We start from the raw sequence: 20,393 nt of genomic DNA, 5'->3' as shown, positions 1-20,393 counted from the left end.
TTCTTTGAAATCATAAGCAACTTGAAAAGTTAAATATTAGCAACCCCTAGTAAAGCAAAGCATCTGTTTAATATCAAAATTAAATTCTCAATACCTGAGAAAGCAAAATGAAATTAACTAAGAAATTTAGGCTTAAAAATAAACAATAAAAATATCCTTTGAAAATATTAACTAAATAATTGTTAATTTAGACTTGAAAATTATCCCCTAAATAATATTGTCGCACGAGGGGGTTGCTGTAGAGTTCGTCAGCAGCGCCAAAAGCGAGAATTTGTCCCTCGCGCATGATGTAGGCGCGATCGGTGATCGCCAGGGTTTCGCGGACATTATGATCTGTAATTAAGATTCCCATGCCGCGATCGCGCAGTTGTGCCACAATTTGCTGAATTTCTGAGACTGCGATCGGATCAACTCCCGCAAATGGTTCATCCAAAAGTAAAAATTTTGGCCCTTCTTGTCCAGCAGCTAAAGACCTTGCTAATTCCGTCCGCCGTCGCTCACCACCAGAAAGTTGAATTCCTTTGCTATTGGCTAATTTTTCCAACCGAAACTCCCGCAGTAAAGTTTTTAGTCGCCTTGACCACTCCCATCGTGGCACATTCGTTTGCTCTAGCACCAACAGAATATTATCCTCTACCGAGAGTTGGCGAAAAACACTTGGTTCTTGTGCTAGATAACCAATACCCAATCGCGCCCTTTTGTGCATTGGCATTGCTGTAACATCCAGATTACCTAGCCAGACTTTTCCTTGATTGGGTTTTTCTAAACCTGTGGCAATGTAAAAGGTCGTAGTTTTACCAGCCCCATTGGGGCCTAGTAAACCAACGACTTCGCCCTGAGCAACAGAAAGATTGACACGATTGACAATTACTCGCTTGCCATAAGATTTGTGAATATTCTCTAAAACAATTTTCACGCTGGAGGCACCCTTTCTTGGTGGTAGATGCTAATTAGAAGGTTTGAATGCTGGTGTCTTTGGGGCAGGTGTCGCAGTTTGTCCATTATTATTTGATTCCTGCACCATGTAGATGGACTCTACCTGACGGTTCGATTGGGGTAAGGCAACAAATCGCCCTTCATCAATTAAATAGGTTACTTTCTCCGCCCGAATACTGTTACCGCCCTGTTGCAAAATATAGACGTTGCCACTGAAATCAATTCGGCGTTCTTTACTAAAGTACTGTGCTTGGGCAGATGTTGCCTGAATCTGGCGAGCAGGATACAACATTTGCACATTCCCGCGAGCGGTAACTACTTGATTTTTAGCGTCATATTCTTGCACATCAGCGCGGATAGTGAGGGGGCGATTTGCTCCAGATGTTTGTGCAGTAGCGGTTTGCAGTTGGGTAGGGAAGACAAAAGCGCCTAAGAGTGCAACTGGCAGCATTAAAGCTAATCCAAAGCGACGCATTTGTGATATTGGCAATTGATAGCAGGGCATCATAGCAATTGGGGATTCAGGATTTGGGCTTGCATTCTAATTATCTCAACTACTTTATCCAGATATGAAATATACAATCTGGAGTGATTTACGATAACTACTGGCTGAAATAGTGACGCTACCCCCAACCTCAAGGTTTCAGCAGATTTTATCTAAAATCCACCACAACTTAATATAACGGTCTTAACTTTTTTCGCCACACCTTACACCTGATTAGTATCAACTTTAACCAAAACCTTGATAAAATTTGGTTTCTCTGTTTTTATATAAAAAACTATAACTAAATTTTATAAATTTGGTTCAAAATTTAACTACTTGCTTCGTTAGGGTATGTTTTTGTTCGATTGCTACTTATACCCCATGTTAGAAAACCAAAATTCGCCGCTGATCGTTAATAATGTCGATGCCCTTCTATCGGCGAACGTCTCACTGCCGCTCAAATGGAAGGGACTGAATGTAACTTACCTCTATACCGCTTCGAGCCGTTATCCGGTACACGAGCACCACGCCATCCAGATTACAATTCCGCTCCTGACCTCCGGATTTAACGCCGTCACATTGTCTGCGACAGACAGCAGGCAAAATTCTCAAAAACTAACCTTGGAAAATGTCTTTCTTGCTCCCGCCTATCAACCGCATACCCTTTTATGGGATCGGGACACTGAGCTTGTCATGTTTGATTTAGAACCCGAATTTGTCGAGCGTGCCGTGGGCGAATCATTTCGCGGTAGTCAGGTTGAGATCACGGCGATCGGCGGCATTCGCGATTCTTTAATCACCCAGCTTGGTGGCGCGCTTCACGCAGAGTTTAAGAGGGCGAGCGCGATTGGCAGAATTTACATTGAGTCACTGGCTGTTACCCTCGCCGTGCATCTGATCCGGAACTATTCTGCATCCGAACAGAATGTGCGCGAATTATCAGGTGGATTGACAGGAGTGAAACTCCGCCGAGCAGTTGAATATATTAATTCTAACCTCGATCAAAACCTCTCGCTGCAACAAATTGCCGAGACAATCGGAATGAGTCCGTATTACTTTTCTCGTGCCTTAAAGAAGTCAACCGGTTTGGCCCCGCACGCTTATCTTACTCATCAAAGAATGGAGCGCGCCAAGCAACTGCTCACCCAAACAAGGCTGCCGATCATTGATATTGCGCTGGCTGTCGGCTTTGTCAATCACAGTCATTTTTCAACGCAGTTTCGCAAACTCGTCGGCATCTCTCCAAAAGCCTATCGTGAAGGATAATATTTTTCAATTATCAGCAGATATCAAAGAAAAAATTCTAAAAGCGCAAAAAGACAACAATTATCTCGAAAACCGAAAGCTTTGAGCGAGAAGATTACCTAAAATACCAATTAAAAGACGAATCTTTTGATGAAGAGGGAAACCTCCCATCGCGTCTAATGGCGACGCAAAAAGCTGAGTTTGACGGCGATGTGTTTTTTTCCTTCGACGCTTCAAATTTGCTAAATACTCAGATAGTAGAAAAGTTTCATTTAAAATCTTAAACCGTGACTTCAACAACAAAATCAAGATGGACAATAGGCAAAATATTAATTTCTTTAGTTGCAATATTTACTGGTGTATCTCCCTATCTCGCGGATTGGAATATAACGCACATTTATAACCCGGCGTGGACTCCGCATGCTAAATTTCACAACGCGCAAACTATGGTATTAGGTGCCATGCTCGGTTTTCTAGCCATATATTGTTTATGGTTTAGACAGGGAATAACGAAAAAGCAAAAGTTAAACGAAGCTACAGTTTTGACATCATTATATTGGTTAGCCCAACTGCCTGCCATACTGTTCCCCGGTACCGCATTGGTAGATTCCGGAATCAATCATGTACAAATGCCTAAAATACTTGGCGTTGTACTTAACCAGTTAATTTTGGACATTATAGTTATTTTTCCTTTAATTGCACTAGGTTACTACTTAGAAAACAGAGCGCTTAAAAAAGCAGCCATCTAAAACCATAACCATTTACACAGCACAAAAGTTAAATTTTGGAGAATAATATGAAACAAACAATTTTAGTAGCAGGCGGAACAGGTAATCTCGGTGGACGAATCGTTAAAGCTTTAATAAAAAGAGGGGCGGAAGTACGTGTCCTTAGCCGTAACGAAATTGACCCAGTGAAAATAAAGAAACTGACCGAACTTGGTGCTGAGGTAATTGCAGTAGACATATCAGATGTTGAAGAGCTTAAACTTGCATGCCAAGGCGTATCCTGTGTTGTCTCTGCGTTGGCAGGGCTACACGATGTAATCGTAGATTCCCAAACGCTATTGCTTGATGCAGCCATAGCTGCGGGCGTACCCCGCTTCATTCCGTCTGATTTTTCATCTGACTTTACAAAAATGCCTGAAGGTGAAAACAGAAATTTTGATTTAAGAAAAGAGTTCCATAAATACCTGGACAAATCGCCAATCGCTGCAACCTCTATACTAAATGGTGCTTTTGCAGATATATTGAGCTATAATACGCCGCTTTATAATCCAAATGACCATAGTGTCGCCTATTGGGGAGATAATCCTGACTGGAAAGTGGACTTTTCGACTATGGACAATACGGCAGATTATACCGCAGCCGCAGCGTTAGACTCCGCAACTCCAACAATTCTACGGATTGCCAGTTTCCAGATTAGTCCAGACGAATTGATTGCTATAGGCGAAGAAGTTAAAAAGACAAATTTTAAACTTGTCCCAATGGGAAGCTTGGAAGATTTTTCTGCCTCAAACAAAAGGGAGCGGGCGGCACACCCGGAAGGAGAAAAACAGATGTATCCGGATTGGCAAGCTAGTCAGTATTTGTATAGTATGTTTAGCGTCCAAAATAAACCGCTGGATAATGACCGATATCCTAATGTTCAGTGGACAAGCGCTATTGATATAATTTCAAAAATCTAACGTACAACTCCAAATAACAATACTCCGGACAATTTTTAGTTGAGGGAATAGACAAGAAAGCTATACAAAAGAAAAACAAGGAGACAAGGAAGTAATTTTTCTCCCTATCTTCCTTGTTTTTCTTCACCTGCTTAAACTTTATTAATCGCTAACTAGGACAATTATAGGTAAAGATAAAGCTTCATTTTCACCCAGTTCGCCAGCGCTAATCTTGTCTGCTCCTATTTGTTGTAATGTCGTCAACAATGCTGCGCTTTGACTCAATAGCTCATCTACGTCAACCCCACCGTAACTAGATGGGTAACGCCGTAGGCGATTACTGCCTTCTCCAAGTAGAATTACTGCACCTCGCCAGTTACGATTCTCCAAATGATACAGTGCTACAGCAATTTGGAGAATGCCTTGATAAAAGGTTTTTTCTGGTTCGCCTGCTTCAATCCACAAAGCCTCTAAAGTGTCATGACAGGCATAGAACTGACCAGAATTGAACTGTTCTACGCCTTGCCAAAACTCTTGGGGCATGATTTCGCTCATCCCATGCTCTCTCGTACTTCTTTAATTGTTTCGAGAGAGATTTCTTGTTTTTCTCCAGCAAACTCGTTGTCAGGGGTGAGGAACAACATGCAATGGCACTCTTTGCGTTCTCTCATTGGCACACAGGGACAGTTCCAATATGTGGCGTGAACCTCAGCCTCTTTATCTTCGTAATGGCGACAGGGACATAAAGGCGCACCTAGATCGTCTTTATGTTTGGCTAGTCCTTCAATCACAACTGCGGTGACAGAGGGTTCAGAACAGAAGTATGTTCCAGTACGCTTGGCGTATTGTTCGGAAAAATGCCGCATTGCCTCTAGACTTCTATCGCTGGATTTTGTGTTATGTTCTGATGTGATCATGTCGCTCATAATTTAAATATTTCTTTGCATTGTACCTCAGCCTCATGTGGGGATTACTGGGTGTATTTCCCCAAACTTACCTGTTGCAATTGTTTTACCTTTGCTCAAAGGCTGATATGTCGGGTGTGCTGGGATCAAACAAAATCTCCGAAATCGCCCAAGCTTAACCTGTCAGCAGTCTTTGGAATTATAAAATTTGAATTGATTTATGAATGTAATGTTTTTTGCAGTTGCGATTGCAGTGAGCGTAAGCGTAGCCCGTCGGAGACATCGCGCTGCATTACTATACCAGGGTGTTCCCAATTGATTACCTCTGGTTCTGCTGGTGAGGAAATTTTTGGCCACAAAACCCAGCGACTGCCTTGAGGAAGAGTCGCAAGGCTCAGGGAGTTTTGAGTCAGCCAAATCAAAGGGTAGCTTTTAGGAACTACTGAACTGGCATCTTCTAGGGCTGTGGTTGCTGCTAAGGTTTCTAAAACAAAATGATCGCCTTTAATTAAACTTGTTGATGCTGTCCAAAGTTGCACCTCTAATTGCTGTTGTTGTGCGTAAAAATACAGTGAAGCTGCGGCAATTACTGCTTGTTCAAAGTTTTCTTCTTGCCAATTGCTAGCACTGTCAAGGGCAATAACTATTTCTTGTCCACCTGTCACCATTTCTAACTCCCGCACTCTTAATTCGCCATAGCGGGCGCTAGTCCGCCAGTGAATCAGACGTGTCGGATCTCCAATGCGGTAGGGACGGAGCGATCGCACCAGCCCTGTTGTCGCTGTCTGCAATGGTCTACCACGGCTATCGCCCCTTTTGCTCTCTTCTTGCCCCATTCCATCTACTAAGGGGCAGGTAGCCAAGGGTAACACTGTGGGATAGACGATCGCCATTGCAGCACAATCACGCTGACGGCGACACCAAAACAATCCCAAAGGCGCACCAGAACCCAGTTCGACTGTGTGCCAGCGATAGATACCCCGGCGCTGGGTAGGGTGGTAATATACCCAACGATAACTGCTTTGGCTAAGAATTGTTTCGATTGCCTTTTGTACTGGTTTCCCCAAGACGAAGGGTAGTATATCTTCAACTTGCAATAAGCTTACAGGCTGCTGTGTCTGATTGCGGATTTCTAATTCCACCGTTAGATCATCGCCGGCTGACACAGGCTGCATGGGACGGCGGGTGATGGATAGACCTGTGAGCGATCGCGGTGGTAAGATAGCTGCTACACCCAAAAGGGCAAAACTGATGCCGCTAATGGCATACAGCCAACCAGCCATCGTATTAATACCTGCTCCAAAAAAACAAATAGCGGTTGCTGCTAGTATCCAACCGCCATAAGAAGGGGCACAAGCGTGGATTTCTAACCAATTGGTGATGGGTTTGATAATTTTCATGTTTCTTTTTTAACCCAATACCACCCGAAATTCACAGTGTCTCAGGGGTTTGCCAAAAAAGCCAAAGGATGTCGCCAACGCTCATGGCTACCTTTACCACGCTTGGCGAGATAAACAAATCCTTCACGCGCAATCTGAGCTTTCAACTCTCGAATTTTTCTGGGCATGGATTTTGTCTACTTCTCTACCCCATTTTTTCACGCTGTTATGCTCATTCTAAAATAATTGGATCGTTTCTATAGCGGTCCTATTTGATTCGTGAAAAATATAGATAAGGAAACGAACCGCCAAGGACACCAAGGACGCCAAGGTAAGAAAGAAGAAAGAGATATATAATTTTCACAAATGATTTAAAACTGCTATATTTTAAATGTGTGAAATGAAAGCAGCAGCGAGAGATGAGTGTTAAATCTATCGACGAAACGCTCTAATGGCTTCACCAGCGTCAGTCTCAGCCATGAAAATGTAGCGTCTCAGCAAATCCAAATTGAGGTCATTGAGTCCGGGTAGTTGGCTACGATCAATGCGTTCATAGCTGCCATTATGTAGATGATAGAGCGTCAGCAGCCCATCTTCCCAAAACCAGACTTCCGGTACTCCCAGAGCTTTATAGCGCTCTAACTTGCCGATACCACCACTGGTAAAAACGACTTCGATGGACAAATCTGGAATCGGTTTGGCGCTTTCAATGCAGTAGGACTCGTCCGCTTGAACCGAAACAACCCCTTCTTTTTCCTGGGTTATTGAGCGGGTTGGCTGAAAAAAAATACCCTTTTCAACGAGAAAGGTTGTTACTAAATAACCGATGATACTTGCAAAAATTTCATGTTCACGTCCCGGCATGAGAATCTCAATCGTATCGTCATAGTAAAACAGCCGCACACCAGGAGAACCGTCAAAACCCTTTTGGATGAACTTGAACTGTTCCCACGTCCCATAATGGACGATGCGTTGGTCGGTACTTCGGTCGAGTAGTGGGGGCATCGCGTTCACCTCTAGCAATCCCTGCCTGAATTGTGACATACTGTTTGCCAGCATGACTATCATAAGCTTTAAAAATAATTGATTTGTCCATAATGCCTCTCGAAGCCCCCAACCTAGACGATCGCCGTTTTAAAGACTTGTTTGAAGAGTTACGGTCTTTAATTCCTCGCTATGCACCGGAATGGACTGATCACAATCTCTCCGATCCGGGCATCACGATGATGCAATTGTTTTCCTATCTCGGTGAAATCATTTTATTTCGCCTGAATCGGGTGCCCGATCGCAATTACATCAAGTTTCTCCAACTAATTGGGGTCGAGCAAAAAGCTGCTGCTCCACCCAGGGCAGAGGTGACGTTTACGTTGGTTTCACCCGCACCGCCTACAGTTTATATTCCCCAAGGGACTCAGATCGGTGCTCAGGTTGAACCGCCACCGCAGAGTGCGATCGCCACCCCCATGCTGCCCCCCGAACCGGAAGAACCTGTAATCTTTGAAACCGATGAGCCATTGATTGCGATCGGTGCAGAGCTGACAGCAATTCTGGTCTTCGATGGCAAAACCTTCACCGCTGCCTTCCGAGCTGCGGAAGAAGATAGTCCAATCCACATCAAACACCTCATTCTATCTACGAAACGCGAATATCAGAAGCTTGGCAAGATTTGTGAAAAAACAGAATTTGAACCATATTACGAACTAGTGAGGTGATGGAAACGCTGAGAGGATTTGTGATTTAAAGGATAGTTTGGCCGCAATGTTTCAGAATTGAATGGCACTAAGTGTGACTTAAACGAAAAGATTGCCGAAAATTAAAGGATAAGCTTGCCGAACCTATAGCCTGACTGGTTTTGTGGTCAAATACCTGTTTTGCAAGAGTGCGATCGCCTCCGGGGGGCGGTTACGCCATCGCAAAGCATGATGTAATCAGAGAAAAGCTGATTTACCTCAATTCTGATGGCTCGATTATTCTGAATCAGCATTACTTTGATTATGTCGGCGGTTTAACAATGACCAATAATCGCTTTCACCAACTATTTGGCGGCGCACCCCGTCCACCAGAGTCGTTGATTACTCAAAAGGAAATGGACATTGCCGCCAGTATTCAAGTTATCTTAAACGAGGCGGTATTGGCGATCGCACGCTACGTTCATCAACAAACCCAGCAGGAAAATCTCTGTTTGGCGGGAGGAGTAGCCCTGAATGTGGTGGCAATGGGCAAATTATCCCGCGAGGGGCCATTTCGTCAATTGTGGATTCAACCTGCTGCTGGGGATGCTGGGGGAGCTTTGGGAGCAGCTTTGTGGTTCTGGTATCAAAAACTAAGTAACATTAGAACTCCTATTCAACCTGATGTGGTGCAAGGAGCTTTCTTGGGTACTAATATCCCCCCTGCTTCGGAATTAGATGATGCAATGCTAGAGCGTTTAGAAGCAGTTTGGCAGGTTCATAGCGAGGAAACACTGCAAGGATTAATCGCTCAAAAATTAGCAGAGGGTAAAGTTGTCGCAGTCGCACGGGGACGAATGGAATTTGGGCTGCGTGCTTTGGGAGCCAGGTCAATTTTAGGCGATGCTCGCTCTCCATATATGCAAAGCCACATGAATTTAAAGATTAAGTTTCGTGAGAGTTTTCGCCCTTTTGCACCGATGGTATTAGCAGAAGATGCAGCAGAGTATTTCGAGATTCAGCAAGAAAGTCCTTATATGCTGCTGGCTTATCCGGTGAAAGAGAGCAGACGGGTACACGCAGCAACAAAGGGTCTATTCGGCATTAATTTACTGAAAGTTCCACGTTTGGATATTCCGGCTGTAACTCATGTAGACTATTCGGCTCGTGTTCAGACTGTGGATAGCGATCGCAATCCTTTTATGCACGGGATATTAACCAAATTTAAAGCTTTAACTAGTTGTTCTGTAATTGTTAATACATCCTTCAATGTCCGAAGCGAACCAATTGTAAATACAGTCGAGGATGCTTATCGTTGTTTCATGGTAACAGAAATTGATTACTTGGTGATTGGCGATCGCTTTTTTGACCTAAATTCCCAAAAACAGCAACCTCTTTCGGATGAAGAACGCACTCAATGGCTGAGGAGGTTTGAACTTGACTAAATTCTCTTATTTACAAAGATTGAAGCAACGAAAACATCTGGCTCAACTTCAAGAACAGATTGTTTTTGGGTTAACTCTGGGTTGGTTGATGACGCTTGTTGGTGGTTTTCGCTATTTCTTTGCGATCGACGGTCATGATAATTTATGGAAAGCCCTTCTTTATATAGGAATAGGATTAATAACAATCAGTCTTCTTGTTCCCTCTGCTATTTCTTTGTTCCACAGCTTCTTGCGGCACCTGACAGAAAAGATAGGTGAAAAGATATTTCTATTAATTCTTTTAGCCAGCTACTTTTTATTTATTTTACCGATAGGTGTATTGCTCAGAAAACAAAAAACAAATAATTCCTTCCATGTTTGGCAAGATAAATTCATGGCTCAAGCTGAAGGATGGATAAAGTGGGAAAGCCGAGAGGATATACAACCGCTTCAACCTGGGGCTAAAAAGCGTCCTTTAATGCTACAACTAGTTTGGGTAGTTGCCTATTTTATTCGTAACGGGCATTACTTATTAATTCCAGTGCTAGTTCTGCTGCTAGTTTTAGGTTTAATTCTATTCTTTGTTAAATCATCAGCTTTAGCTCCCTTTATCTATACTTTGTTCTGATTTGGGTTTAAATTTGCTTATAGGGGTTCTCGACAAGCGTGAGGTACAATTTTGACCTCTCTCCAAACCTCTCTCTTTTTAGGAGAGAGGTTTGGAATTTTTCCCCCTTCCCGCTTCGGGAAGGGGGTTAGGTCTATTTGCATACCTGTACCTCACCGGATTGAAAAAGTATAGATATCTATAGCAATCCTAAATCATTCGTGAACAATAAGATCCCCGACAAGAGCATCTCATTTTCGTAAAAAGCCTTGTAAAACCTCACCCCAACCCTCTCCTTGGTAAGGAGAGGGAGCAAGAATCTTATTTCTCATCTGGTATATTTGCAAAACTGAGATGCTCCCATCCCCGACTTCTCTAAGAAGTCGGGGATCTTATGGAATTTTGTATAAAAGCATTGCTACCTTGAAAAATTGTTTCTGCAAATGTCCGCCAAGGTAAAAGTCCAGTCATGAGATATAAAGCATAGGAACTACCCCGTACACCGTGAGAAATCAGTAAAGAAAATACCACTGTAATCCACCAAAAGGATATTCTGATCAAGTTAAACAAGAATGTTTGAAGCTGTACGTTAATGGTATGAGATTTCGCGCAATTGAGCGTTCTACAGGAGTTGATCATACAAAAATCATTTATTGGGTTAAACAAATTGCTCAACAACTTCCAGATGCACCACAAGAAGATGAAATTCCAGAAGTTGGAGAGTTAGATGAACTAGAAACCTTTGTCGGGTCAAAAAAAACAAAATTTGGTTGTGGACAGCCGTAAATCATTTTCATGTTGGCGAAGCCTGCCGAAGGCAAGGAATTTTGGCTTGGGTGCTGGGAGACCATAGTGCAGAAACATTTCAACCACTGTGGGAGATTGTTTGTACTTGGCAGTGCTATTTTTATGTTACAGATGGATGGAAAGTTTACCCCTGTTTTATCTCTCCAGGAGACCATATTGTGAGCAAAACCTATATGACCAGGTTGAAGGAGAAAATACCCATTTACGTCATTACTTAGCACGTTTACATCGCAGGGGGTTAACTGATCCACACTACTGATCGGAAGATGTTCTCTTTTTTGCCCAATCATGTCGCTAAAAATACAGAAACTGTTGTTAAACCACTTGATTGGGTGATTACAATGCCAAAACTCCACATTGCGAATACAACTGCTTGAGATTTGGTCAGATGTGGAATTTTTTTGATCGCTGTTCTGGTCCACTCATTTAATGGCTCATTTTTGACCACTTGCATCCAAAGACAACCCCCTTGAAAGTTAACGATCGCTCTCCCTGAATTTGTGGGTAGAAACCACAAATTCAGTTCGCTATCATACCTTCATTTGGCAACTTTCTTAAACACCTACCCTTGAAAGGGGCATCTTGCCCGCCCTGATTATGCAAATTAAATGCCGATTAGCTTAAAACAGTTTAAAAATCAAGCAGTCACAATATAAGGTGAGTTGATCGCTGTTACACGACCAGCATCTACCAAGGCTTGATATACCATCACAGCTACCTCAGCGCGTGTAGCATCGCGGGTAGGATTGAGTTGTTTGAGATTCGGGTGATTGACAATAATCTGCTTGTCTATAGCTTTTACTACCTCATCCTTGGCATATTCAGGAATTTTTGCTTGATCATCGAAAGTTTTGATGGCGGTTGCACTATCAGCAGATAACTTCAATCCATTCACTAGAGAGACAATCATTTGCACGCGCTGGATATTTTTGTTGGGGCTGAAGCTATTGTCGGGAAAACCAGAGAGAAATAAACCTTGATATGCTTGCTGAATTACCTTGGATGCCCAGAAGTCTGCGGGTACATCTTTGAATTTGATCGCGGGGCGGTTTGGTGATGGGTTGAAAGCTTTTACCAGTAATGCGGCATATTGCGCCCGTGTCATCGTCGCATCGGGTTTAAATGTGCGATCGGGAAAACCATTAACTATCTCCAATTTGACTAATTCCCGAATAAACCCACCTGCCCAATGATTGGCAATATCGGTTAATTCGATAGTAGACGTAGGTATCGGTGTCGGAGTTGGAGTTGGCGTTGGAGTTGGCGTCGGAGTTGGCATCGGTGTCGGAGTTGGAGTTGGCATCGGTGTCGGAGTTGGAGTTGGAGTTGGTGTCGGTATTGGTGTTGGAGTTGGTGTTGGTATCGGTGTTGGTGTCGGAACCGAATTATCTACAAACTCTACGTTTCCCGTGACTTTAGACAGATTTATTTTATTTCCCACAGAAACCAGCTTGTTGGAACTGGTATTTTGCAAATCAAACTTACCGTTATTTTGTAGAGTATTGCCGCCTGGATTATTGGTACTGCCGATATCCGGTAGGGCACTTCCAATTACGGTGATCCCATCGTCAGTATTATTTTCACAGACATTGTTACGCAATACAGGACGAGTGCTGCCAGAGATGACAATTCCAGAACGATTTTCGTAAATTTTGTTATCTCGAAGTAGGGGTGATGCAGTATCACTAATGGCAATGCCAAAACCTGTTTTGAACAAGGTATTATCTTGAATTTGACCTTTAGAATTTTTAGCGATCGCAATCCCATTGGCTGCATTCTGACTGAACACATTACCTAGAATAACTGGGTTAGCCTCACCTGTAGCAAATACTCCCTCCCGCTTACAGTTGGTGAAGGTGCTATTAGCAACAGTAGGAGCAGTTGATTCAATCCACACACCACTACCACGGCTAGCCAGATTTGTGACAGTGACCCCCCGAAGTTCGGCTTTATCCAGCAACACAAATGTGACATTCTGACCCGCAAAAGTACGGCTCAGGTAGTTACCACTTCCTTCAATCAAAATGCGATCGCCTTTGTTGGCTTCATTACCCACCACTGTTACACCAGATGCGATCGTTAGCGGAAAGACTTCACCGCTAACAGCATTGTAATTTCCATCTGCTAGTTGAATCTTGGTGTTATCTTTAGCTACCTTAAGGGATTGGGTAATAGTTTTGAACGGGGCTTGTTGGCTACCAGCGTTGGTATCGCTGCCTGATACTGGATTTACGTAAAAAGTTTGAGCCATATTTATACTTAATAAAACACATAGCTATCCTAGCGCCTTACACTCAACGAATTTGGGCAAAACCTTCTTAAGTTGACACCAATGAGCAATGCTGTGCCCTTACCGCGTCGTCTATTTGCTATGCTTTATTGTTTCATCATCAATTAAATCTTATGTATATTTGCTGGCATCAGTATTTATACGAGACTTTGGGATTTGACATTCAAATTCATCAACAAATTAATAAAAATAATCTTTGCAAGAAAACTTGGTAAACATATTCGTTTTCTCATTGCGGATTTATACGTAGGAACTTAAAGTTTAGAAGTGACGGAAAAAAAATGAAAACCTAAGATTTTTAATTTAATTTCTTTGGTTTAAGTGTCAACCTGATGTGTTCCCTCTTTAACAAGTAATCATGAAATTATCTCTCAGAACTTTATCAATTAGTGCAGCGTTCATTGCTCTTTCGTGCGTAGGTATCAGCCCAGTAGCAGCTTCTCAAATTAACCTACTCGCTAATGGCAGTTTTGAAGATACAATTTTGTCTAATAATAGTTGGGCAACCTATTCCAGTATCAACGGTTGGACTGCAACACCAAACGGCCAAATTGAAGTTCAACGTAATGTAGCTGGCGCTCCTTATGATGGTTTTAACTTAGTTGAGTTGGATAGTCATAATTATGATGCGAAGAAATTTGATGCACAAAATCCCTTGGGTTTCTACCAAGACGTTACAACTGTAGCAGGACAAGACTACACTCTATCTTTTGCCTACTCTGCTCGTCCAAATACAGCCGCCGGAGAGAATGTCTTTAATATCTTGGTTGGTGATCCCAGCAATGTTGGTAACATCCTCACGCAAAACATTTCTGATGGTGCCGGTGGTTCAAATACTGTTTGGTCAATCTTTACTACGACTTTCAAGGCTAACAGTGCATTATCACGGGTGCAATTTAACTATACCGGGCCATTAGATACTTACGGTTCTTATATTGATGATGTGAAGCTGGTAACTGCTGTTCCAGAACCCACTGCAATTACTGGAATCGTTTTAGCTGGTCTGGGATTAATTACTTTGAAAAAGCGCAATGCTTCTAAGAAATCACTAGTGGCATGATTGGGATAAATACTATCCAAACTCATAGTTTTAGATTGCTAAATTAATGTCCATGTTGGCAAATTTATATCAATATTTTCCACGATATAAAATTGTCAATTGGCCATATAATTTGGTAGACAACAGCAGTTAAGCCAGCTAAAGTTCTGATGACGACTTGGCACTTCACGCTGAAACTGTGGTCAAAAAATCAGGAAAAGAACCTGAAGCAATTTGACCAGGAATGGGAAACCAGTAGACCAGAAAAATCTAAAGCTTTACAAACGAATTCCCAGAAATCAGACGAGTTTGATTGGCAAAAAATCTGCGACGCTATGCTGAAAAAGCACAAGAGTCTCAGCACAAATGAGTTGCTGTTTGCTGATGATGAGATGAAATTTGAGTTAAAGGAAATTCATGTCCCTTTAGCATTGGTGGAGCGTACCAAACCGAAGAAGTGCAGCGAGGATATTTCCGCACAAGAAGGTTCACGACTTTACGAACCGAGTTATGAAGAGAAGCAGCGATTTGAACATGAGGCTTTTTTAGAGAAAGTTATCCGTGATGGTGTTGGTAAAATTCAAAGACACCGCATCGCTTTAATTGGGGAACCGGGTGCGGGAAAAACTACTCAGTTGCAAACTATAGCTTTTTGGATATTAGACAATAATCTCGGTTTACCAATTTGGATTTCTTTGGCAGACTTGCAAGGAAAGAGTGTAAAAGATTATCTGCTGCAAGTTTGGCTGGAGGATGCTTTAAAACCAGTAGAAGATGCAACAGAAGAACAGAAAAAGGCTTTCGCAGATTTATTCAAGAATAATCGTGTGTGGTTGTTGTTGGATGCAGCAGATGAAATGTCTTCACTCCAACCATTAACTGAGATTTCCCAGCAGTTGACGGGATGGGTGAAAAATGCGCGGGTTGTGCTGACTTGTCGGGTGAATATTTGGGAAGCAAACGCCGGCGCTTTAGCAGATTTCGAGACGTATCGGTTACTCAATTTTGAATATCCGCAACAAGTGCAAAAGTTTATTGAGAAGTGGTTTCAACCTCGGAACCTCACCCCCCAGCCCCCTCTCCTTATTAAGGAGAGGGGGAGTAACAAGGGGGAACAATTATGGAGGGAGTTAAATCAAGCTGAACGTCAGCGCATCCAAGATTTAGTTAAAAATCCTTTGCGGTTAGCGCTGTTGTGTAGCACTTGGCAAGGTTCAGATCGAGGTTTACCCGAAACTAAAGCCGGACTTTCTCAGCAGTTTGTGGAAGAGGTTTACAAGTGGAAAGAAAACCGCTTCCCTACCACTGAACAGCAGCAAAAGGAATTAAACACTGCGTTGGGACGTTTGGCAAAACGGGCAATTGATCAAGAAACGTCACGGTTTCGGCTACGTCATAAGCTTGTGTGTGAGGAATTAGGCGATCCAAAACAGCAAAATTCTTTATTTTGGTTAGCGTTAAAGTTGGGATGGCTAAATGAAGTTGGACTGGCTGCGGAATCAGCAACGAAAGAGAAAGTTTACGCTTTCTACCATCCCACATTTGAGGAATATTTTGCAGCGTTGGCGATCGCTGATTGGCACGAGTTTCTGAATCATGTTCCCGACAACCCCGCGCTAGGCGTTTATCGCATTTTTGCCCCGCAGTGGAAAGAGGTGATTTTGCTGTGGTTGGGACGTGAAGATGTGGAGAGGGAAGATAGGGAAGAGTTTATTCAGGCGTTGATGGAGTTTGATGATGGGTGCGGAGAATACAGTGCTATTGATAGAGTCACAAGGGGATTTTACGAGTTTCGCGCTTATTTTCTCGCTGCTGCGGGGGTTGATGAGTGGAAAAATTCTTGCAACGCAGATGCTATTGTGGCGGAAATAGTTAAATGGCGCTTTGGTGAGTTTAAGCTTGAACAAAACAAGTGGGTACAATTTCTCACACCAATCCCAGAGGGAGCAGAGACAGCACTCTCTCAGACAAATCGCATAAAAGCGATCGCTGCCTTGGTGGAGTTAATCGGCAAACCACAACTGGATGCTCATACCCGAGGGCAAGCGGCAGAAAGCTTAAAGCAAATTCCCTCTGGCAACCAAAAAGCGATTGCTGCTTTGGTGGAGTTAATCGGCAAACCACAACTGGATGATTTTACCCGAAGGCTAGCAGCAGAAAGTTTAGAGCAAATTGGCTCTGGCAACCAAAAAGCGATTGATGCTCTGGTGGAGTTAATCGGCAAACCACAATTGGATGATTCTATCCGAAGACTAGCAGCAGAAAGTTTAGGGCAAATTGACCCTGGCAACCAAAAAGCGATTGATGCTTTGGTAGAGTTAATCGGCAATCCACAACTGGATCATAATACCGGATGGCAAGCGGCAGAAAGCTTAGGGCAAATTGGCTCTGGCAACCAAAAAGCGATTGATGCTTTGGTAGAGTTAATCGGCAATCCACAACTGGATCATAATACCGGATGGCAAGCGGCAGAAAGCTTAGGGCAAATTGGCTCTGGCAACCAAAAAGCGATTGATGCTTTGGTAGAGTTAATTGGCAATCCACAACTGAATTATTTAACCCAATGGCAAGCGGCATCTAGCTTAGGGCAAATTGATCCTGGCAACCAAAAAGCGATCGCTGCTTTGGTGGAGTTAATCGGCAATCCACAACTGGATGATTCTATCCGAAGCCGAGCGGCATCTAGCTTAGGGAAAATTGGCTCTGGCAACCAAAAAGCGATTGATGCTCTGGTGGAGTTAATCGACAAACCACAACTGGATGATTATATCCGATGGCAAGCGGCAGAAAGCTTAGGGCAAATTGGCTCTGGCAACCAAAAAGCGATTGATGCTTTGGTAGAGTTAATCGGCAATCCACAACTGGATCATAATACCGGATGGCAAGCGGCAGAAAGCTTAGGGCAAATTGGCTCTGGCAACCAAAAAGCGATTGATGCTTTGGTAGAGTTAATTGGCAATCCACAACTGAATTATTTAACCCAATGGCAAGCGGCATCTAGCTTAGGGCAAATTGATCCTGGCAACCAAAAAGCGATCGCTGCTTTGGTGGAGTTAATCGGCAATCCACAACTGGATCATGATAGCCAATGGCAAGCGGCATCTAGCTTAGGGCAAATTGACCCTGGCAACCAAAAAGCGATCGCTGCTTTGGTGGAGTTAATCGGCAATCCACAACTGGATTATTTCACCCAATGGCAAGCGGCAGAAAGCTTAGAGAAAATTATGTTAGAGGAACAGATGCCGAGTGTTGTTACCGTGTTGAAGGATTATTTATCACCTGAAACTTACAAAAATGACTTTGAGCGATTTGATGATAATTGCTACAAAGTTATCTGGAAGTGCGCCCAAAGTATGGTCTACCCAGATTTTCATCAAGTTTGGCATCAACAAGAGAAAGTGAAAAATCGAAAATAGAAAACAAAAATATCGGTGCAACCCTTGTAGAGACGCGATTCATCGCGTCTTCTTCCTTCCCATCATTTACATAGTGAGAATAATTCCGAGTTTTTTGGGTTGGCAATTACATCAATGCAAAGCAATAATTGCATAAATTTTTGTATCAATCAAAGATGTAATCATGAATAATGATGAGCTTCAAGCAAAAAACAACAAACCTAAATACAAAGGTAAATATCGAATTGATTCAACACGTTTGCCAGCATGGAGTTATGCTAGCAATGCCGGATATTTCGTTACTATTTGCACCGACGGTAAAAAATACTTTTTTGGTGACGTTGTGGAGGGTGAAATGCAGCGATCGCCAATTGGAGAAGTTGCTCATAAATTGTGGTACGAGATTCCTAATCATTTTTCTAATTGCCAGATAGATTCCTTTTGCGTCATGCCTAATCATATTCATGGAATTTTGGTTATTAATCAAACACAAGAAGGAGACGCGGTGAATCAAACACAACAAGAAGACGCGGTGAATGCCCGAACACAGGAAGAAGACGCGATGAATCGCGTCTCTACAAGGGGGGATGGTCAACGGGGTGGGGTTACTGGGTTGTTTAACCCGATGTTGTCTAAAAATTCCCTTTCTAACATTATTAGGTGGTACAAAGGACGATGTACATTTGAAATTAATCAAATATATGAAGGTTTTGGATGGCAAGGAAGGTTTCATGACAATATAATTCGTAATGAATTCGCCCTCGACAAAATTAGACAATATATTATCAATAACCCAATCAATTGGGAACGCGATCGCGAACAACCACCCCATCACCCCTTGTAGAGACGCGATTCATCGCGTCTTCTTGTGTTTGATTCATCGCGCCTAGTACTATTGACGGGTATAACGATGTTTCACCCCAATGGGGAAATATTCAAAATCACCCATTGGAGCTAATGTAACTTGTGGTGTTTTATATTCTACGGGAACATAATTAGCAAACTCGCTATTTAGGCGTAGCAGTTGTGAAAGAATAGAAGATGCGATCGCTTCTTTTTTCTCTTCACTACCCTCTACTCCTGGTGCTAACTCCACAACCACAAATAAAAATCGATTCTTATCTGCATCTTCTTTCACCTGCAACACGAATTTACCCGTCACCCATTCTTGAATTATTGGTTGTTCTAATCCCACCGTCACATTTTCGGGATAGATATTTGCACCAAAGTAGGAAACTGTAAAATTAGAACGACCGAAGACATAAACGAAAGGTAGCTGATGAATACCTCTAGGTGATTGTTGAGTGTCAGAACGGAGATGTTCGAGCGGATTAAATCCCCATTCTGCTAAAAATTGCAGCATGGCATCATAATTAATTATCCCGCCAGTATCCAAGATGTCATAACGCACTAAGGGAATACCGTTATCTCCTGAAAACAGCAATCCGCCATCGTGAACTTCAAAAAAGCGACTGCAAGGATCATATTGTACTAGCGTGGGTAAACGCGATTCCCCAAATAAAGCTCTAGCTGCATCGGGATTTTCTGCCAGAAAACGGCGAATGCAGATACTTAACGGTGTTTCATTACCCAAAACTCCTGCATCCGCAGTGCCGTAAAGTGATGCAAAATCATAACAGGGATTTTGTGAACCAACTCTTTCACCAACTAAACTCCGCCATTCTTCACTAAATACTTCTCCCGCCATCACTAATTTAATCTGATATTGCTGCCACTCCACACCATGAGCGATACCAGTATCAATCACATCTTTTAAAAATGGTGGATATCCCAATAACACCACTTGCTCAAACGCTGAACCAAGTTCCTCGACAATTCGCAAAATTTCTTCTTTGTTATTACCAGGAGTAATTACAGTGATGGGATAACCTTTGCTAGCAAGATAACGACAGCAATTAGTAGTGAATATTCCACCTACCCAAGTGCCTAAAGTGAAACAAATCACTGCTAGGGTACGTCGAGTATCTGCATAAAAACTATCGTGAAAAATCTGTTCAAAGCGTATGGCGATTTGGAGTTCATCTGTGAAAAAACGGGGCCAAAATGTCGGTTTACCACTGGAACCTGATGAAGCAGCTATCATGTCGCAGGCTTCTAATTGGCCGTTGCGGCACAAGTCAGCTAAAGGATAACGCAGTATATAATTTTGTTTAGCGATCGCTGGTAGTTTTTGAAACTCCTCCAAGGTTTGAATAGTCGCGGGATTAATTTCCCTTTCTGCTAAAAAAGCCTTGTAGGCTGGTACATTAGCCGCCACATCATGGAATAAACTCAAAGCTGCCGAAGTTTGAGTGTTGAGATGCCGTTGCAGTAACGTTTCTAAGGGGATAGACAAAAAATCTTCAAATGCTTTAATTGCTCGCTGCTGTTGTGATTTGCAGTTCATGACGCTTGTTGTTTATCGTGAAGTAGAACCAACACCGTTAAAAGAATTCGTAATTCGTAATGACGCTCTCTTACGAGACGCTGCGCGAACGCAGACTCGCTTTCCCGTGTCCCTAACGTAATTTGTAGGATATCCGAAA

The 20,393-nt window shown here is 42.7% G+C and carries 17 protein-coding genes and 2 pseudogenes; 10 read left to right on the top strand and 9 right to left on the bottom strand.

What is annotated here, in order from left to right; all coding sequences use genetic code 11:
* Positions 1–187: 187 nt before the first annotated feature.
* Both lptB and V7K36_RS27660 read right to left on the bottom strand, forming a co-directional pair.
* A complete protein-coding gene (lptB, locus tag V7K36_RS27665) occupies positions 188–916 on the bottom strand; it encodes an LPS export ABC transporter ATP-binding protein (protein ID WP_334946538.1) in 729 nt (242 codons plus the stop codon).
* A 30-nt stretch (positions 917–946) separates the two neighbouring features.
* Positions 947–1,444: an LptA/OstA family protein gene (locus V7K36_RS27660; RefSeq protein ID WP_334827869.1), complete on the bottom strand. Its 498-nt coding sequence runs from the start codon at positions 1,442–1,444 to the stop codon at positions 947–949.
* A 357-nt stretch (positions 1,445–1,801) separates the two neighbouring features.
* Here V7K36_RS27660 and V7K36_RS27655 point away from each other — a divergent pair, with 357 nt between their 5' ends.
* From V7K36_RS27655 to V7K36_RS27645, 3 genes are all read left to right on the top strand, one after another.
* Complete coding sequence (locus tag V7K36_RS27655) at positions 1,802–2,686, top strand: AraC family transcriptional regulator (protein WP_335120878.1); 885 nt, start codon at positions 1,802–1,804, stop codon at positions 2,684–2,686.
* 266 nt (positions 2,687–2,952) lie between these two features.
* Positions 2,953–3,414 (top strand): DUF6640 family protein, encoded by a 462-nt coding sequence (locus V7K36_RS27650; RefSeq protein ID WP_335120877.1) that lies wholly within the window; start codon positions 2,953–2,955, stop codon positions 3,412–3,414.
* A gap of 47 nt (positions 3,415–3,461) precedes the next feature.
* Positions 3,462–4,352, top strand: a complete 891-nt coding sequence (locus tag V7K36_RS27645) for an NmrA family NAD(P)-binding protein (protein ID WP_335120876.1) — start codon at positions 3,462–3,464, stop codon at positions 4,350–4,352.
* 141 nt (positions 4,353–4,493) lie between these two features.
* On the opposite strand, the gene V7K36_RS27640 is transcribed toward V7K36_RS27645, so the two are convergent.
* The 5 genes and pseudogenes from V7K36_RS27640 to V7K36_RS27620 form a co-directional block, all read right to left on the bottom strand.
* Entirely contained in the window at positions 4,494–4,886 is a 393-nt protein-coding gene (locus V7K36_RS27640; RefSeq protein WP_334827863.1) for a DUF309 domain-containing protein, read from the bottom strand.
* Positions 4,883–5,248: a ferredoxin thioredoxin reductase catalytic beta subunit gene (locus tag V7K36_RS27635; protein ID WP_292772661.1), complete on the bottom strand. Its 366-nt coding sequence runs from the start codon at positions 5,246–5,248 to the stop codon at positions 4,883–4,885. The genes V7K36_RS27640 and V7K36_RS27635 overlap by 4 nt, the downstream gene beginning before the upstream one ends.
* Positions 5,249–5,454: 206 nt before the next feature.
* Positions 5,455–6,636, bottom strand: a complete 1,182-nt coding sequence (locus V7K36_RS27630; protein WP_335120875.1) for a DUF58 domain-containing protein — start codon at positions 6,634–6,636, stop codon at positions 5,455–5,457.
* A 62-nt stretch (positions 6,637–6,698) separates the two neighbouring features.
* A pseudogene (locus V7K36_RS27625) lies at positions 6,699–6,803 on the bottom strand (type II toxin-antitoxin system HicA family toxin); the annotation flags it as partial.
* Between the two features lie 244 nt (positions 6,804–7,047).
* A complete protein-coding gene (locus V7K36_RS27620) occupies positions 7,048–7,659 on the bottom strand; it encodes a Uma2 family endonuclease (RefSeq protein WP_335120874.1) in 612 nt (203 codons plus the stop codon).
* A gap of 53 nt (positions 7,660–7,712) precedes the next feature.
* Between V7K36_RS27620 and V7K36_RS27615 the strand changes: the two genes are divergently transcribed.
* The 4 genes and pseudogenes from V7K36_RS27615 to V7K36_RS27600 form a co-directional block, all read left to right on the top strand.
* Complete coding sequence (locus V7K36_RS27615; RefSeq protein WP_335120873.1) at positions 7,713–8,327, top strand: hypothetical protein; 615 nt, start codon at positions 7,713–7,715, stop codon at positions 8,325–8,327.
* 140 nt (positions 8,328–8,467) lie between these two features.
* Positions 8,468–9,730, top strand: coding sequence for a carbamoyltransferase family protein (locus V7K36_RS27610; protein ID WP_335120872.1), 1,263 nt, complete (start codon positions 8,468–8,470; stop codon positions 9,728–9,730).
* Positions 9,723–10,337 carry a DUF5989 family protein gene (locus V7K36_RS27605; protein ID WP_335120871.1) on the top strand — a complete coding sequence of 205 codons (615 nt, stop codon included), beginning with the start codon at positions 9,723–9,725 and terminating at the stop codon, positions 10,335–10,337. The genes V7K36_RS27610 and V7K36_RS27605 overlap by 8 nt, the downstream gene beginning before the upstream one ends.
* A 513-nt stretch (positions 10,338–10,850) precedes the next feature.
* Positions 10,851–11,364: pseudogene (locus V7K36_RS27600) on the top strand (IS1 family transposase); the annotation flags it as partial.
* 396 nt (positions 11,365–11,760) lie between these two features.
* Here the strand turns inward: V7K36_RS27600 and V7K36_RS27595 are convergent.
* Complete coding sequence (locus V7K36_RS27595; RefSeq protein WP_335120869.1) at positions 11,761–13,374, bottom strand: DUF1565 domain-containing protein; 1,614 nt, start codon at positions 13,372–13,374, stop codon at positions 11,761–11,763.
* Positions 13,375–13,771: 397 nt separating this feature from the next.
* Here V7K36_RS27595 and V7K36_RS27590 point away from each other — a divergent pair, with 397 nt between their 5' ends.
* From V7K36_RS27590 to V7K36_RS27580, 3 genes are all read left to right on the top strand, one after another.
* Complete coding sequence (locus V7K36_RS27590; RefSeq protein ID WP_335120868.1) at positions 13,772–14,473, top strand: PEP-CTERM sorting domain-containing protein; 702 nt, start codon at positions 13,772–13,774, stop codon at positions 14,471–14,473.
* A 149-nt stretch (positions 14,474–14,622) separates the two neighbouring features.
* Entirely contained in the window at positions 14,623–17,868 is a 3,246-nt protein-coding gene (locus V7K36_RS27585) for a HEAT repeat domain-containing protein (RefSeq protein ID WP_335120867.1), read from the top strand.
* Positions 17,869–18,031: 163 nt separating this feature from the next.
* Positions 18,032–18,691 (top strand): transposase, encoded by a 660-nt coding sequence (locus V7K36_RS27580; protein ID WP_335120866.1) that lies wholly within the window; start codon positions 18,032–18,034, stop codon positions 18,689–18,691.
* 48 nt (positions 18,692–18,739) lie between these two features.
* Here the strand turns inward: V7K36_RS27580 and V7K36_RS27575 are convergent, their stop codons facing one another.
* Positions 18,740–20,254 (bottom strand): phenylacetate--CoA ligase family protein, encoded by a 1,515-nt coding sequence (locus V7K36_RS27575; protein ID WP_335120865.1) that lies wholly within the window; start codon positions 20,252–20,254, stop codon positions 18,740–18,742.
* Positions 20,255–20,393 lie beyond the last annotated feature (139 nt).

The organism is Nostoc sp. (genome assembly GCF_036919555.1).
In the GTDB taxonomy this organism is placed as follows: domain Bacteria; phylum Cyanobacteriota; class Cyanobacteriia; order Cyanobacteriales; family Nostocaceae; genus Nostoc.
This window is presented reverse-complemented; position numbering and strand designations above follow the sequence as displayed.

Bases quoted from the DNA above. Each gene is read 5' to 3' on its own strand.
- V7K36_RS27590 (WP_335120868.1), top strand. From the start codon at position 13,772: ATGAAATTATCTCTCAGAACTTTATCAATTAGTGCAGCGTTCATTGCT.
- V7K36_RS27620 (WP_335120874.1), bottom strand. From the start codon at position 7,659: ATGTCACAATTCAGGCAGGGATTGCTAGAGGTGAACGCGATGCCCCCA.
- V7K36_RS27635 (WP_292772661.1), bottom strand. From the start codon at position 5,248: ATGATCACATCAGAACATAACACAAAATCCAGCGATAGAAGTCTAGAG.
- V7K36_RS27575 (WP_335120865.1), bottom strand. From the start codon at position 20,254: ATGAACTGCAAATCACAACAGCAGCGAGCAATTAAAGCATTTGAAGAT.
- V7K36_RS27655 (WP_335120878.1), top strand. From the start codon at position 1,802: ATGTTAGAAAACCAAAATTCGCCGCTGATCGTTAATAATGTCGATGCC.
- V7K36_RS27660 (WP_334827869.1), bottom strand. From the start codon at position 1,444: ATGATGCCCTGCTATCAATTGCCAATATCACAAATGCGTCGCTTTGGA.
- V7K36_RS27580 (WP_335120866.1), top strand. From the start codon at position 18,032: ATGAATAATGATGAGCTTCAAGCAAAAAACAACAAACCTAAATACAAA.
- V7K36_RS27615 (WP_335120873.1), top strand. From the start codon at position 7,713: ATGCCTCTCGAAGCCCCCAACCTAGACGATCGCCGTTTTAAAGACTTG.
- V7K36_RS27630 (WP_335120875.1), bottom strand. From the start codon at position 6,636: ATGAAAATTATCAAACCCATCACCAATTGGTTAGAAATCCACGCTTGT.
- V7K36_RS27640 (WP_334827863.1), bottom strand. From the start codon at position 4,886: ATGAGCGAAATCATGCCCCAAGAGTTTTGGCAAGGCGTAGAACAGTTC.
- V7K36_RS27585 (WP_335120867.1), top strand. From the start codon at position 14,623: ATGACGACTTGGCACTTCACGCTGAAACTGTGGTCAAAAAATCAGGAA.
- V7K36_RS27595 (WP_335120869.1), bottom strand. From the start codon at position 13,374: ATGGCTCAAACTTTTTACGTAAATCCAGTATCAGGCAGCGATACCAAC.
- V7K36_RS27645 (WP_335120876.1), top strand. From the start codon at position 3,462: ATGAAACAAACAATTTTAGTAGCAGGCGGAACAGGTAATCTCGGTGGA.